Below are 14,874 nucleotides of genomic sequence, written 5' to 3' on the forward strand. Positions count from 1 at the left end.
TGATAAGGAGAAGGGGGACTAGTGTCCAACGCCATTGAGGTTTTTCCAACACCTACTTTACTTAGGGTGTCTTATGCGCAGTGACTACAGCTCATGAATCTGATCGAAGCAAGGAGGCCCAAGAGAGCAAGGTTATTAACAGAATCAGAGATATGCCGAACCATGAAGCTTGTTCATATGGCTGAATATGTGCCAACGAGTGAACCGGCGGTGGATATTATAGCACTGCGTTAGAGGCCGCTAGCGTGACCGAGAATTACCCGTCAAACAGCGCGCTTTTTCTTTTGAAAAGACGCGCTGTTCATCCCAAGCCTTATAGGAGTCGGCGTCGCCACCGACTATGCCAGATACGAGACTGGGTTAACCAGGTTTGCTCGCTAACGCAGCCAAAACGTTAGGTGAAAGGATCTGTGAAAGCACTTCAGGCTCTGTGTCGCCTGGGGCGTACCATAAGTAGAGAGGCACTCCTGAGCGGCCATGCTGCTCCAAAAAAGCGGTGATGGCGGGGTCGCCATTGGTCCAGTCGCCCTTCATTGTGATCACATCCGCCTGTTCAAATGCCTGCTGCGTGCTGGGTATATCGATGGCCCGCTGTTCGTTGATCTTACAGGTGACGCACCAATCTGCGGAAAAATAGACGAAGATGGCGTGTTCTTGTTGCCGAAGCTCGGCCAAGCGGCCCGCGTCGAAGTCGAGCGAGCGTGTTTCAGCTGAGTTAGTGAGCGCATTGCCCCTTTCGTCTTGCTGGGCAAAGGAGCCGGGAACCAGGACGCTTCCCATCAACGTGAGTCCGGCCGCTAGTCCTGCCGGAAGCCAGCTTAATCGCTTGGCGCTGCGTTGGCGCAGTCCGGTGAACCAAAGCCCTATCGCCAGCAGCATTATCAGAGCGAGGCTCGCAATCATGCCGTTGTTGTTGAGCTGGCGGCCAAGCACCCAAGCCAAGGCTAGAGTGGTTAGAAACATGGGGATGGCCATGATATGCCGGAAGCTTGCAAGCCAAGGGCCAGGGCGAGGAAGGCGGCGACGCAGCACCGGCACGAAGCCAAGCAGTAGAAAAGGCAGGGCAATGCCCAGGCCCAGACCTGCGAAAACTGTCAGCGCGGCAACCGTGGGAAGTACCAAGGCTGCGCCAAGAGCCGTAGCCATAAAGGGGCCGGAGCAGGGCGTTGCGACGAAGGCAGCAAGCACGCCTGTCCAGAATGCACCGGCTACGCCATCCTGGCTTGCTAGCTTACCCCCGGCATTGATGGAGCCCAGCTCAAAAAGGCCTGCCAGGTTAAAGCCGATGGCTGCGGTCAACAGTGTCAGCACCACGATGACCCGTGGATCTTGCAGTTGAAATGCCCAGCCAACATGGATGCCTGCTGCGCGCAGAGCAATAATGGCCGCGCCAAGTATTAAGCAAACGACAACCACTCCAGCGGTATAGGCTAATGCCTCGCGCCGGACTTCGCGCTCGCCACCGGATAAGCGCGCAAGGCTAAGCACTTTGAGGCTGAGGATCGGGAAAACGCAGGGCATGATATTGAGCAGAACACCGCCTAGCAGGGCACCGAGAAATGCTGTCAGTAGTAAAGTAGAGCTACTTTGTACGCTGGCGGCTGCACTTACCACGTGCGTGCTATCACTATGGCTAACGAGTGCCAGGCCAATGCCGGTGCCCAATGACAGCAGCGCCTCGAACTCGTCAGTCGGGCTGCCTGCTTGCCAGGATTTTGCCAGCTTGGTTTCTACCATTAGCGTATCGCCTTCACGGCTAAATATCTGCTCAGAAGCGGGATCCACGATGTTGTCGGTGGCGACAAATAAGTGTGGATTGTTCAGCGCCACGCTAGCAGGAAGGGGGATGCTGACACGCAAATGGCTATCGTCGGTCGTCAGGAAGCTGGCTGGTGAGCCTAGAGGCCTGGGCTGTGCTTGGCGCCATTCATCGAAGCGCGCTTTGCGCTCATCCGTAATATGGCCATCGCCTGCGATGAGCGTAATGGCAAGCGTTGATTGTTCGGGAACGCAGGCGTCAGCGCGGCAAGCAAGGTAGTTGAAAACGACGGAGATTGGTAGAGAGGTCCCCGGCGCCACCGAAGCATCTATTTCAACAGGGAGCAATAGCGCGTAAGGATGCTCAAAGACATGATTCATCAGGTCGCCGGTCATCAGCGTATGTGGGACCGGATAGGCGGCATCGCCCACGCTGACACCATCCGGCAATTGCCAGTCGAACTGCGGTGCCAGGCCAATACTGCCCGGCTGTTTCCAATACCCATGCCAGCCGGATTGCGGCTCCATGAAAACGGCTAACGTGCTAGAGGCACCGGCAGCGGGTTGGTCCGTTTCCGCGACCAAGCTGCTCTTGATCAGCACTTCGCCCGAGGTGCCGGGAAACCCTTGGGCTGCGCCGACTTGAGGAGTCAACATTAAAACCAGGCAAAAGAGGGCACAGTAGCGGTAAAGGAATAGGGGCATTGGCTATCAGCCCGCTTGATACGGGCGGCTCCATTAAAGGGTATACCGCGCCGTGGCCTGCGCGAAATGGCGGTGGGCTATTGGCTGACACGCTTGACAGCTTCGGCTAAGGCGGTGTCTTGTGGCCCAAGCTTTTCAGCTATCTTGCCGTCGGCATCAATTAGCACAACGGTTGGTATCTGTTGAATGCCGAAGCTACGGTGTATCTCGCCGTCTGCGTCGAGCAGCACGGGAATGGCCGTCTCAGTGGACTCGAGATAGCTTTCGACATCGGACTCTTTGGTCCAAAGGCCAGAAATAATGCCCACCCACTGTACGTTGTTATCTTCGCTCAGCTGGTTGACGGTTTCGCGTACGCGTTGGCAAGCGGTGGCTGTGTCCGGCTGGCTCTCGGCAAGATAGGACTCACACCACGTGGCAAAGAACACCACACCCAGTGGCTTGTCTGACGTTGCTTGGGATAGGTCGATGGCATCGCCGTCACGCGTTGTGACGTTAAGGTTCGTAACCGTATCGCCCACCGTTAAGGCGCTGGCATCGATATCCCCGACGGCAACGCCTTCGGTCGTTGCTGAGCTTGGATCAGTGGGTTCCAGCAATGCCTGTAGCGCCTCTTCCAATACCTTATCGTCACGATGGCCAATGTGAGTGATGTGACCACTGCGATCAATCAGTACGTGCTGCGGGGTGACTCGCAGATTCAGTGCTTCGGCCAGCGTGCCATCATCTATCGTGATAGGCATGGTCAGACCCATTTCCTCGCGGTACTCACGTGCGGACGCTTCGGTGTCAGCGTAACCGGTGTTCACGGCGATGACCTGAATGTCATCACCATGCGCTTCCTGGAATGCCTGAAATCCTGGCATTTGCTGACGGCAGGGCACACACCAGGTTGCCCAGAACTTAATATACACCGGCTTGACGCCATACAGTGCGCTGAGATCAATGATGTCACCATCCAGCGTGGTAACGCTCAGCTCGGGCCCAGGTTGACCTATTAGCGACTCACCAGCGGTTTTGGCACGCTGCTCGCCATCGGCATCCTGATCATAGACTTGATCGGTTGTTTGTTGATCGCCTGCTTGCACTGAGCCCATATAGCCCACCAACAGGGCGAGCAGTATCGCAACGGAAAGTTTCATGTTTATTATCCGCATTGGTTTGATCCTTTTGGCAAATTGTCCGGGTCGGGTTCAGTCGTTCTGGGCTCATTTAAAGAATGAGTGAAAAGGTTCAGGCCGATAAAAGTAATATGATTGTGAGCGACGCCATGGTCTAAAAAAAGCACCAAGAATGACGGATTTTTATGTACCATGGCGTTATGGGCATACTTCGCTTTTCACTTGATCGCCAAGGCGAGCAATCTCTTTCAGAGCAAATACGTTTAAGCATCGCTGACGCCATTCGCCAGGGGTATTTGTATGAGGGCGCGCGGCTGCCTTCATGGCGTGATCTTGCGGCGCAGTTAGGCGTTTCGCGAGGCACCATTAAAACGGCTTATGATCGGCTAAGCGATGATCAGCTCGTCCTTTCAAAGGGGGCCGCCGGCACTTTTGTTAGCGCCGTACTCCCCTTGGCGCCACAAGTGACCGCTGCGACTTCGCGCTTGCCGCTGCCTGAGCTTTATCAGGATCTGGATAGCGCGCCCAAGCTGTTTCAAGTGGGCGTGCCAGCACAAGACGGGTTTCCCTTTAAGCATTGGTCACGCATCATGCTGCGCTGTACGCGACAAGCGGTGGCTGAGCCACTACGTTATCCAGACCCGCGCGGAGAGCACGTCTTACGCAAAGAAATTGCTGCCTATCTAGCCGTCTCCCGCGGACTGCTCTGCTCTGCCGACCAAATTATCATTACCAATGGTTATGCGGGTGCGCTGGGCCTGGCATTGCACTTGCTGCGACTGGATTCACGCCAAGTGTGGGTTGAGAACCCCGGCTATCCACTGACGTGGCACGCCTTATCGCTAGCAGGATATATCCCGGCTCCCGTTCCAGTGGATGATCAGGGGATTTGTGTTGAGCAAGGGATAGCGCTGGCAGCAGATGCCCGTTTGGCGATTGTGACGCCAAGCCAGCAAGCCCCCTTGGGTGTACAGCTGTCGCTGGACCGGCGCCAAGCACTGCTAATATGGGCACAAGAAAAGGCTGGCTGGATCATCGAAGATGATTATCTAAGCGAGCTGCAGCTAAGCGGCCAAGCAACACCGGCACTGGCTTCGCTGGATCGAAACGGTAGGGTGATCCACATCGGTACGTTCAGTAAAACCATCAGCCCACGCTTGCGGCTAGGTTTTATGGTAGTGCCGGCCAGCTTGTCAGAGCGCGCTGGCGATACGGCGGCCGCTTTATCGCCAGCGTCTGGACTGCCTAGCCAACTCGCCGTGGCGGAGTTTCTGCGCGATGGCCATTACTTACGCCATATTCGGCGTATGAAGCGTTTGTATATACAGCGCCGGAATGCGCTGCTTGCGCTCATGAGCGCATCAGTTTCAGCCAAGAATATAGCGGGCCTGTCACTGTTGCTCAGCCTGGATGATGATGTTGACGACGTTGCTATTGCCGAGGCTGCGAAGGCCTTTAACTTAGCACCGGCACCGCTGTCACCCTGGTATGCCACGCAAACCAAAGCACGCAAAGGGTTGCTCTTGGGCGTGACCAATCTATCGAGTCCTGCACTCGAAGAGGGTTATCAGCAGTTGGCGGAACTTGTCGCTCGCCATCGATCCTAGTAGCTGGCTTTACGTTATGGCAGCGGGTTAGTCAGTACGCCAACCTCGACCAGCGCGGCCTGCGCCTGATGCCATGCTTGAGTGATAGCGGGCTCACCAAACGCTAAACCCTGCAGATACACAAAGCGAATATCCTGAATGCCGATAGTGTTGAGAATAAGCGTGAGGTAAGGCGTCAGAAAATCCGGTTGCGGATTACCTCCCTGTAAGATGCCGCCAGCGCTCACCAGAATGGTGGTCGGACGATCTTGCAATAATCCCTGCTTGCCCTCAACCGAGGCGATAAACGTACGGTTAATACGTACCACATGGTCTATCCAAAGTTTCAGCGCAGCCGGTACGCTGAAGTTGTGCATCGGCATTGCGATTAACAAGCGATCACTCTGCTCGAGCTCACTAATCATTTGCTCTGACTCTGTCAGGTCAGCATTGGGGCTGTCGCCGATGTTATAGCTAACGAGCGCAGAGGCGTAGCGGTGGGTCAGAGGCGACAGAGGGGCGGTTAGCAAATCACGTTCGATTAAACTCACTCTGGAATTTATGAGCATTTCCTCTGCCAGAATCTTTTCAGCCAGACGATAGCCTAACGCATACTTACCATGCGGGCTGGCATGAACGAATAAGATGTTATTCATGACAAAATCCTATGAGCTATAATGAACAGCACACTATATTTAACATAATATATATTAAGCGAACCAAAAGGAATGGCCAGAGAGCGCTGCGGTTTGTGATTCATGAGCGACGTCATTGAGCCTCAGTTTCTATAAACCCCATCGCCGTTGAGTCTGTTGCCCTGAAGAAAAATCCACTATCTGAAATTTATTGCTGCTGTTGAGGTTCATAATCTCTTCTTTTTTATAGCGTGTCGAAAGCGTTTTATGGCTAGGCATTTGCTAAAGCGTTTATTGTTATAGGCGTCATTTGGTCAACACTTAACTGCACCGTAGGCGGCCTTCATCCCTTCCTGTACCGCATCGCGGAAACCATGCTGCAGCATGGCATTTAACCCTTCAGTAGTGGTTCCGCCATAATCTAAAAAGCGGGCCACCATGTCGGCAGGCGACGCGTTCTCATCCAGCATCAGTTGACTAGCGCCTGACAGCGTTTGCAGTACGCCGCGCTGGGCCACTGTTGGAGAAATTCCTTGTGTGATTGCATGCTGTATCAGAGCATCAGCCAAGAGCGCAGGAAAAGCAGGGCCGCTGCCCGTTAACGCGGTCAGATAATCGATTTGCGATTCATCTTCTACTTCATCGCTTACGCCACAGGCAGAAAACAGGCGCTGAACGAAAGCGCAATCTTCCGCGCTCAAGCCTGGCATTGCGCACCAAGGGGTATAGGAGCGCCCTACTGACGCAGCTGCGTTGGGCATGGCACGCACGATTCGATTGCTCCCCGTTGCCGCAGCCAGTGCGACTATTGGCACCTTGGCCATTAACGAAATCACCAGCCGATTTTCAAGTGAAAGCGTTAGTAGGGAAAACTGCTCAGGCCTCACAGACACCACGACGACCTCAGCAACTTCAAGCAGTGCGTCAGCGCTCTCGACACAGATCACTCCTGGCCAGTCCTGATAGCGGTTATGCTCTCGACTGGCCGTCACCACCAGCTGGTTTGGTGATATTAGTCCGCTAGATAACACTGAGCGGCCCAACGCACTGCCTAACCAGCCGTTACCCCCGATAATGCCGAGCGTTAATATCGGTTTCATCCGTCATCTCCTGTTGTGCCGCCATCTCTTTGGGCGTAAACCTCGCTCTATGCCGCGCAGCAAATCGCTCAAGATCGGCATGGGCGCACATCTGCCCGGTAAAAATATTAATGTACTGAGCCACTCGGCCGATCCGCGTATCTTGGGTCTCCTGGGTATGCATCGAGATATAGCCGATCTGAATCAAATAAACCGTGCGCGCACGGGTATCGGCTTCCAATGAGTCGTAGCCAAAGCGAATAAACATTTCTCGAAGTGCTTGCAGGCGTAGGTTATCGGCCTGGCTAACTCGCTTGGCAACCGCGAGATCTTGCAGACTCCAACTTCTGATGGCGTACTCAAACTCAGAATCAAATACCGCCGGGTCAAACCAACAATCAAAGACATTGAGCGTGGCTTCCACGATAGAAGACGCATATTTCTCCGATTGCTCAATGACGGCCTGTGTATTTTGACGCTCCCATCGCTGTAGCAGTGCAGTAAGCACCTCTTCGCGATCTTTAAATAACCAGTAAAAACTGGTTCGCGATGTCTTTAACTTCTTTGCTAACGGTACGATCTTGACGGCACTGACCCCCGAGGCAATCAGCAGCTCGTAAGCAGTATCAATCCAAGCCGTTTGGTTAATCGTGTCGCGTCCATTTTTCACGTATTTTTCTCTTTGCCATGCTGATGAAGTCGATCATATCAGGAAATCTGTCACCTTAATGTACATAACTGTCAATTATATTGACAATCTCGCACAGAGAGGGCTAGCGTGTGTCAACCATCAAAACAACAAGGGAAGACGACCGTGAAAAACGACCCTTTGCTACAGCCGTTACAACTAAAACATTTAACTCTGAAAAATCGGGTAATGCTGACCTCTCACGAACCGGCCTACCCCGAAGATGGCATGCCTAAAGAACTATACCGGGCTTATCATGTTGAACGTGCTAAGGCAGGTATTGCCCTGACCATGACGGCCGGATCGGCGGCGGTTTCCCGAGACAGTCCGCCGGTTTTTAACAATATCCTGGCGTATAAAGACGAAGTGGTGCCGTGGATGCGCGATCTCACCGAGGCATGCCACGAACACGGTACGGCGGTAATGATTCAGCTAACGCACTTGGGCCGCCGTACCCGCTGGGATAAAGGTGATTGGCTACCGACCGTTTCGGCATCCAATCGTCGGGAAGCCTCCCACCGCGCCTACCCGAAAAAAGCCGAGCTTTGGGATATAGAACGGTTGATCAAGGATTACACCGATGCCGCCGAGCGCATGTACGCAGCGGGCTTGGACGGCATGGAAATCCAAGCGTACGGCCATCTGATGGATCAGTTCTGGTCGCCATTAACCAATGAGCTAGATGCGCCTTATGGAGGCAGCCTGGAAAATAGACTCCGGTTTACCTTTGAAGTGCTTCAGTGCATTCGCGAGCGCGTTGGCGAAAAGTTCTTGCTTGGCGTGCGCTACACAGGTGACGAATGCCTGCCTGGCGGCTTCGATGCCCGGGATGGCATGACTATTTCTCACCGATTGAAAGACAGTGGCCTGGTAGATTTCCTCAATGTCGTCAAAGGGCACATTGATACCGACCCGGGTCTAACGGACGTAATTCCGATCCAGGGCATGCCCAGCGCACCCCACCTGGATTTTGCTGGCGATATCAAGCGCGAGGTCGATTTCCCCACTTTCCATGGAGCCAAAATTCAGGATGTTGCAACGGCTCGTCATGCAATTGCGTCCGGCAAGGTCGATATGATCGGCATGACCCGTGCCCATATGGCCGACCCGCACCTGATGAAGAAAGTCATTGAGGGACGGGAAGAGGAGATCCGCCCCTGCGTGGGCGCCAACTATTGCCTGGACCGCATCTATCAGGGCGGCGCCGCGTACTGTATTCATAACGCCGCGACCGGCCGCGAAACCACCATGCCGCATACCATCCCCCCCGCTGATACCAAACGTAAGGTAGTGGTGATTGGCACAGGTCCAGGCGGGATGGAAGCCGCTCGCGTAGCTGCTGAGCGTGGACATGAAGTCGTCGTATTTGAAGCGGCAGATGCCCCCGGCGGGCAGGTTCGCTTAACGGCACAGAGCGAGCGCCGCCGAGAAATGATGGGTATTATCGACTGGCGCTTCGAGCGCTGTCAGGCAATGGGCGTCACGTTCCACTTCAATGTCTTTGCCGAACAGGATGAAGTGCTCGGCGAATCGCCGGACGTGGTCATTGTGGCGACGGGTGGGCAGCCTAATGAAGAGGCGCTTAAAGAGGGTAATGAGCTGGCAGTTACGGGTTGGGATCTGCTTTCAGGACATGTAACGCCAGGCAATAACGTACTAGTCTATGACGATGCCGGTGACCACACCGCCCTGCAAGCCGCTGAGATTATTGCTAAAGCAGGCGGCAAGGTCGAATACATGACAGCCGACCGCGCCCTGGCGCCAGAAGTCATGGCCATGAACCTGGTGCCCTATATGCGCACGTTACAAGTGCTGGATACCACATTCACTCCGACGTTCCGCCTGACAGGCATCAAACGCGATGGTAATGAGCTGGTTGCCTCTGTCAGCAGTGACTACACCAATGTTGCCAAAGAGCGGCGCGTGGATCAGGTCGTCGTTAACTTTGGCACCTTACCTATGGAAGATCTTTACGAAGAGTTGAAGCCGCTATCGAGCAATCAAGGTGCCGTCAACTATGAGAACCTGATTGTAGGCAAACCACAGCCTGTGGCTATCGAAGGACAGTTCCAGCTATTCAGGATTGGGGATGCTATTTCGCATCGAAATACCCACGCAGCAATTTATGATGCCCTTCGCATCGTGAAAGACCTGTAGAATCCTGGCGCTTAAGTGAGCCGGTTTCGACCGGTTCACTATATAGTTCCGTCAGAAACTTTTGAATTATTTTTGTATTAAAGCTAGCGGCTCGGCACAGACATAAAGCGTGTATCGTCAAAACAGTAAAGGGGTTCGATAAAATCTAGGTGTGTAAATACGATAAAATGAGGGAAACCAAATCAGTTACTATTCTAGAATTTACTTTAAATTTTTTTAGCAATTGATGTAAAAAAAGCTGCTAAACATCTGATCTATAGTGAACCAAGTTTAGTGCTTTGCTTGATCGTCTACTCTATGCTGGATAAATATGCCCACCACCCGTATACAAACACGCAGGCTTCATACAGGAAACATCCACATGGTTCGATCACTACGCTTGGGCTTGTTTACACTGCTTTTTTTACTGGTTGGCTGTGCTGGCGTTGATGTTGAAGACTACGCAGATTCTGATCCGCGCCTGGATATCGCCGAATACTTTACCGGCACTACCCGCGCTTGGGGCATGGTGCAGGATTACTCAGGCGAGGTACAGCGACGTTTCAGCGTTGATGTCGAGGGCAGCTATGAAAATGACACGCTGACGCTGGACGAGTCTTTTGTCTTCTCAGATGGTCAAACCGACCGCCGGGTTTGGACATTTAAGCGCATTGACGAGCACCACTGGATCGGCACAGCTAGCGATGTTGAAGGTCCCGTCGAAGCCCGTCAGTACGGCCATGCTTTCCATATGCGCTATCCACTCGAAATTGAAGCCAGTGGACGGATGATAACCTTCACCATGGATGACTGGATGTACCTGCAGCAAGACGGCCGCTTAATCAATCGTACCGCTATGCGCAAATTTGGCCTGACATTCGGCGAAATCACCCTGGCATTTGAGAAAATTGATCGCTGATAAACGTTTATTTATTCACTAACAAAAAAGCAGCCTGCTCTTCAGCAAGGCTGCTTTTCCCATTTCATACTGACGCTTACCTAAATACGGACCTTTTATCTAGCAGGTGCATATTATTCAGAAGCGGTGTAAGAGCCGTCTTCTTGATGAACTTCATTACCGGTAATCGGCGGTGTAAATACACAAGCAACCGTCATGCCTTTCTCTTTACCACGCAGCAGATGCTCATCGTGCTGGTCTAGCATGTAGACATCGCCTGCTTTGATCGGCCAAATTTTGCCATCGGCTAAAGTTTCTACTTCGCCTTCACCTTCATAACAAAACACCGCTTCGTAATGGTTTTTGTAATGAATGTGCGTCTCAGTACCGGGGAAAATGCGGGTAATGTGGAACGAGAAACCTGCATTATCGTTGGCTAAAATAAGGCGAGTACTGTCCCAGTTACCGTTTTCGGCGGTCACAAGACGTTCTGTTTTACGCGCTTCTTCAAGGTTACGAACGATCATAAAAGTACTCCGTTTCAAAGTGACTGGCGGTTACCAGCCACTATATCCCCAATTAAAAAACGTACTGCTATCGTCTTAATTTACGTAACAACAGCTTACTTTCCAGCCACTGACTTGACACACATCTCAAGAATATCGAGACCCTCCAGCAGATCTTCATCGGTAATGGTCAGCGGGCAAAGGCATTTAACGACTTCACCATCTTGGCCGCTGGTTTCAATCACCAGGCCATTCTCGAAGGCTTTGCTGGTAATCTTATCAGCGATATCACCCGATACTACGTCAATCCCGCGCATCAGGCCGCGGCCGCGTTCAGTTGCCGGCATACCGCTTTCTGTTAGCAGCGCCGCCAGCTTTTGGAAACGCTCTTCTACAATACGCCCTTTACGCTGAACATCACGCTCAAAGGTGTCATCGGACCAATATTTTTTAAGAGCAGCGGTGGCCGTTACCATTGCTAAGCTAAAACCACGGAACGTACCGTTATATTGGCCCGGTTTCCATTTATCCAGCTCAGGACGCATAAGAACATGCGCAAACGGCAAGCCAAAACCAGAAAGTGATTTTGAATTGGTAATAATGTCGGGCGTAATACCGGCATGCTCAAAACTAAAGAACTTACCGGTACGGCCGCAGCCTGCTTGGATGTCATCAATAATTAGCAGGATGTCGTGGGCACGACAAATACCTTCTAAACGTTTCAGCCAATCCAGGCCTGCCACGTTAATACCGCCCTCGCCTTGCACGGTTTCAATAATGACACCGGCAGGAATATCTAGACCACCAGACTTATCGCCGAGCAGTTTTTCGAAATAATCAAGCGTGTCAGTATGCTCACCCATATAGCCATCAAAAGGCAGGAAGCTAGCGCCTTGAGTGGGTATGCCGCCGGTTGCTTCACGGAATTTACGATTACCGGTGGTTGCTAGCGCCCCCATGGTGACGCCATGGAAACCGTTGGTGAAGGTCACAATATTGTGGCGACCCTTGGCAACACGCGCTAAACGGATGGCAGCTTCTACGGCATTAGTGCCTGTCGGACCTGGCAAGTGCACTTTATACTCAAGCCCACGTGGCTTGAAGATGACCTCTTCCAGTGTTTCTAAATAATCACGTTTTGCATTAGTCCACATATCCAAACCGTGCACAACGCCATCAGTGGCCAGGTAATCAATCATCGCCTGTTTCATGTGCGGATTATTGTGGCCGTAATTGAGCGTGCCCGCGCCGGCTAGAAAATCAATGTACTCACGACCATTCTCATCGGTTAGACGCGCATTTTGCGCTTTGGTAAACACCACCGGAAATGAGCGTGAATAAGTACGTACGTTGGATTCCATGCGTTCAAGTGTCTGGGTCTGCATTAGCGACCTCCTTAGTTGATCATTTTGCTTTAGGGCGTCTTTAGCCCGGAGCAACATGAGCGGGAAAACAGTATGTTAAGAACGTGCTTTTACTTTAATAAAAGCGGCGTATTAGATTCGACCTGTTTGAAACGGGCCGATACGCACCAAGTTTTCCGGATCATGCTCTCCTCCAAGCTGTTCAGTAGAGAAGTATTCGCGGCTGTTAAGCGGCGCATGCCAGCGTGCTGCTAGGCGGCGAAATAACCCCCATGAAGCCTGGTTATCGGGGGTAATAGTCGTTTCCAAGTGATGTACATCGTCAAGCTCAGGACGCGACATGATGGCTTCCACCAAACGCCGAGCAAGCCCGGTGCCACGTGCCTTTTCACCAACTGCCACCTGCCACAGAAAATATGTGTCGGGAGCATTGTCTTTTACATAGCCGGATACGAAACCAACGATTTCACCGCTTTCGTTGGTTGCTACGGCACACGTATCACGAAACTGAGTGGCGAGTAGCAAATAAGCATAGGCAGAATTTACATCCAGCGGCGGGCAGGCTTTAACCAGCTCATATACGCCCCAGCCATCGTCTGCATTCGGCTTACGTATAAATAATGGAGTCTCTGCATGCCCTACCACGGCATCCGCGACCGTTGGCCTAGCAAGGTCTGCAGAAGGAGTAAAAGGTTGCGTCGGCGTACTCATAGTTATGCTTTGCTGTAGCGAATTTGACGACCATTATAACAGCTGATTATGAGCAATTCAAAAACCATATTATTCTCCGCCCCTATTTCCATAATTATTTGTTATGCAAGGCCGCTAGAAAATCGCATTTATAATCCAAGCGACTTATATAATTTAAGAGACTTACGTGCGTGTCAGCGTTCGCATAGTAACGAACTCTTCTGCCCCGGTTGGGTGAATACCCACCGTCCGGTCAAAGTCCTGCTTGGTCAGCCCCGCCCTTACCGCGATGGCAATTCCCTGGATGAGTTCACCGGCATCGTCACCGACCATGTGAGCGCCCACAACAACATCGGTCGCGTCGTCCACTACCAGCTTCATTAAGGTACGCTCTTGGCTACCCGAAAGCGTGTGCTTCATGGCACGAAAGTCGGTGCTGTAGACGCGGATATTAGTAAACTTTTCACGCGCATCCTCTTCAGAAAGCCCCACGGTGCCGATATTAGGATGACAAAAAACAGCCGTTGGTATCGTGGCGTAATCTAACGGCTTGGGCACACTGTCTGAAAAGTGATAATCAACGACCTGCATCGCTTCTGCCAGGGCCACCGGCGTTAATTCGGGCCCAGCCGTTAAGTCACCCAGTGCTAGCACCGAGGGAACATCCGTTTCAAAACGCTCATTAACGGGCACTTTTCCCGATTCATCCAACGCCAAGCCAAGATGATCAAGCCCTAAATCGCCAATATTGGCTTTACGCCCAGTGGCGGCTAACACTACATCGACTTCAAGCATGTCACCGCTGGTGAGGTGGACGTTATAGGCATTGTCGGTCGCTTCAATGCGTTCGATATTGGTATTGAAGTGAAGGTTGACGCCCTTTCTTTCCATTTCAGTGCGGGTGAACTCGCGAACCTCTTGATCAAAGCCTTTCAAGAATAGCTCACCGCGATAAACAAGGTGCGTCTCGCTTCCGAGCCCATTAAAGATGCTGGAAAACTCAACCGCAATATAGCCACCACCCAGCACGAGAAAACGCTTAGGAAACGTATCCAGGTCAAAGATTTGATTTGAATCTAAGGCATATTCGCTGCCTGGAAAAGTAGGAACCCAAGGCCAGCCACCGGTGGCGAGCAGAATTTTTTGTGCGGTCACTGACGTGTCGCCATGCTCACCGCTTAGCGTTACGGTATGGGCATCGACCAACCGTGCCCGGGCATTAAATAGAGTAACTCCAGCGCTTTCTAGCATGCGCTGATAAATACCGTTTAGCCGTTTAATCTCGCTGATTTTATTGTCGCGCAAGGTCGCCCACTCAAAATGCGCGGGTCCGGGAAGCTGCCAGCCAAACCCTGCTGCATCGTCAAAACTGTCATGAAAATGCGCAGCATATGAGTAGAGTTTTTTAGGCACGCACCCAACGTTGACACAGGTTCCGCCCAGGTATCGATCTTCGGCAATTGCCACGCTAGCGCCGGTTGCTGCAGCCATTCGCGCGGCACGCACACCGCCAGAACCAGCGCCGATCACCAGCAGGTCGTAGTCGTATTTGGAAACGTCTGCCATGGTTTGCTCCTATCGATTGAAAAATTTTAATGCCAACAATTGCAACTTATCTTTGTTGACCTAGCTCTCAGAGAAGGTTAAAACCATCCGCTACTATTTGATACTTGCTATTGCTTCATATTATCTGAAGCTGCAAGCGACT

At 52.3% G+C, this 14,874-nt stretch carries 12 protein-coding genes; 3 read left to right on the forward strand and 9 right to left on the reverse strand.

Annotated elements, in window-relative coordinates; translation table 11 throughout:
* Positions 1–360: 360 nt before the first annotated feature.
* Together ACT3RP_RS08175 and ACT3RP_RS08180 are read right to left on the reverse strand one after the other, a co-directional pair.
* Entirely contained in the window at positions 361–2,415 is a 2,055-nt protein-coding gene (locus ACT3RP_RS08175) for a protein-disulfide reductase DsbD family protein (RefSeq protein ID WP_483393610.1), read from the reverse strand.
* A gap of 125 nt (positions 2,416–2,540) precedes the next feature.
* Positions 2,541–3,605 carry a TlpA family protein disulfide reductase gene (locus ACT3RP_RS08180; RefSeq protein WP_441683670.1) on the reverse strand — a complete coding sequence of 355 codons (1,065 nt, stop codon included), beginning with the start codon at positions 3,603–3,605 and terminating at the stop codon, positions 2,541–2,543.
* 164 nt (positions 3,606–3,769) lie between these two features.
* Between ACT3RP_RS08180 and pdxR the strand changes: the two genes are divergently transcribed.
* Complete coding sequence (gene pdxR, locus ACT3RP_RS08185) at positions 3,770–5,191, forward strand: MocR-like pyridoxine biosynthesis transcription factor PdxR (protein WP_444672260.1); 1,422 nt, start codon at positions 3,770–3,772, stop codon at positions 5,189–5,191.
* Positions 5,192–5,205: 14 nt separating this feature from the next.
* Here the strand turns inward: pdxR and ACT3RP_RS08190 are convergent, their stop codons facing one another.
* The 3 genes from ACT3RP_RS08190 to ACT3RP_RS08200 all read right to left on the reverse strand — a co-directional run bounded on the left by ACT3RP_RS08190 (position 5,206) and on the right by ACT3RP_RS08200 (position 7,554).
* Complete coding sequence (locus ACT3RP_RS08190) at positions 5,206–5,826, reverse strand: FMN-dependent NADH-azoreductase (protein WP_096280049.1); 621 nt, start codon at positions 5,824–5,826, stop codon at positions 5,206–5,208.
* Between the two features lie 293 nt (positions 5,827–6,119).
* Positions 6,120–6,905 (reverse strand): pyrroline-5-carboxylate reductase family protein, encoded by a 786-nt coding sequence (locus tag ACT3RP_RS08195; RefSeq protein ID WP_096280051.1) that lies wholly within the window; start codon positions 6,903–6,905, stop codon positions 6,120–6,122.
* Entirely contained in the window at positions 6,868–7,554 is a 687-nt protein-coding gene (locus ACT3RP_RS08200; protein WP_096280053.1) for a TetR/AcrR family transcriptional regulator, read from the reverse strand. The genes ACT3RP_RS08195 and ACT3RP_RS08200 overlap by 38 nt, the downstream gene beginning before the upstream one ends.
* 144 nt (positions 7,555–7,698) lie before the next feature.
* Between ACT3RP_RS08200 and ACT3RP_RS08205 the strand changes: the two genes are divergently transcribed.
* Positions 7,699–9,729, forward strand: coding sequence for an NADH:flavin oxidoreductase (locus ACT3RP_RS08205; RefSeq protein ID WP_096280055.1), 2,031 nt, complete (start codon positions 7,699–7,701; stop codon positions 9,727–9,729).
* Positions 9,730–10,090: 361 nt separating this feature from the next.
* Entirely contained in the window at positions 10,091–10,627 is a 537-nt protein-coding gene (locus ACT3RP_RS08210) for a DUF3833 domain-containing protein (RefSeq protein ID WP_096280057.1), read from the forward strand.
* 113 nt (positions 10,628–10,740) lie between these two features.
* Here ACT3RP_RS08210 and ACT3RP_RS08215 read toward each other — a convergent pair whose 3' ends face one another.
* From ACT3RP_RS08215 to gorA, 4 genes are all read right to left on the reverse strand, one after another.
* Entirely contained in the window at positions 10,741–11,133 is a 393-nt protein-coding gene (locus ACT3RP_RS08215; RefSeq protein ID WP_096280059.1) for an ectoine synthase, read from the reverse strand.
* A 95-nt stretch (positions 11,134–11,228) separates the two neighbouring features.
* Positions 11,229–12,497 carry a diaminobutyrate--2-oxoglutarate transaminase gene (ectB, locus tag ACT3RP_RS08220; RefSeq protein WP_096280061.1) on the reverse strand — a complete coding sequence of 423 codons (1,269 nt, stop codon included), beginning with the start codon at positions 12,495–12,497 and terminating at the stop codon, positions 11,229–11,231.
* Positions 12,498–12,608: 111 nt separating this feature from the next.
* Entirely contained in the window at positions 12,609–13,187 is a 579-nt protein-coding gene (ectA, locus tag ACT3RP_RS08225; protein ID WP_096280063.1) for a diaminobutyrate acetyltransferase, read from the reverse strand.
* A gap of 162 nt (positions 13,188–13,349) precedes the next feature.
* Positions 13,350–14,732 (reverse strand): glutathione-disulfide reductase, encoded by a 1,383-nt coding sequence (gene gorA, locus ACT3RP_RS08230; RefSeq protein ID WP_483393611.1) that lies wholly within the window; start codon positions 14,730–14,732, stop codon positions 13,350–13,352.
* Between the last annotated feature and the right edge of the window lie 142 nt (positions 14,733–14,874).

The sequence above is a fragment of the Halomonas sp. AOP5-B2-8 genome (assembly GCF_052376475.1).
Classification (GTDB): Bacteria; Pseudomonadota; Gammaproteobacteria; order Pseudomonadales; family Halomonadaceae; genus Vreelandella; species Vreelandella casei.

What these genes read in the sequence shown, in the direction of transcription:
- ACT3RP_RS08175 (WP_483393610.1), bottom strand. Translation starts at nt 2,415, where the DNA reads ATGTTGACTCCTCAAGTCGGCGCAGCCCAAGGGTTTCCCGGCACCTCG.
- ACT3RP_RS08180 (WP_441683670.1), bottom strand. Translation starts at nt 3,605, where the DNA reads ATGAAACTTTCCGTTGCGATACTGCTCGCCCTGTTGGTGGGCTATATG.
- pdxR (WP_444672260.1), top strand. Translation starts at nt 3,770, where the DNA reads ATGTACCATGGCGTTATGGGCATACTTCGCTTTTCACTTGATCGCCAA.
- ACT3RP_RS08190 (WP_096280049.1), bottom strand. Translation starts at nt 5,826, where the DNA reads ATGAATAACATCTTATTCGTTCATGCCAGCCCGCATGGTAAGTATGCG.
- ACT3RP_RS08195 (WP_096280051.1), bottom strand. Translation starts at nt 6,905, where the DNA reads ATGAAACCGATATTAACGCTCGGCATTATCGGGGGTAACGGCTGGTTA.
- ACT3RP_RS08210 (WP_096280057.1), top strand. Translation starts at nt 10,091, where the DNA reads ATGGTTCGATCACTACGCTTGGGCTTGTTTACACTGCTTTTTTTACTG.
- ACT3RP_RS08215 (WP_096280059.1), bottom strand. Translation starts at nt 11,133, where the DNA reads ATGATCGTTCGTAACCTTGAAGAAGCGCGTAAAACAGAACGTCTTGTG.
- ectB (WP_096280061.1), bottom strand. Translation starts at nt 12,497, where the DNA reads ATGCAGACCCAGACACTTGAACGCATGGAATCCAACGTACGTACTTAT.
- ectA (WP_096280063.1), bottom strand. Translation starts at nt 13,187, where the DNA reads ATGAGTACGCCGACGCAACCTTTTACTCCTTCTGCAGACCTTGCTAGG.
- gorA (WP_483393611.1), bottom strand. Translation starts at nt 14,732, where the DNA reads ATGGCAGACGTTTCCAAATACGACTACGACCTGCTGGTGATCGGCGCT.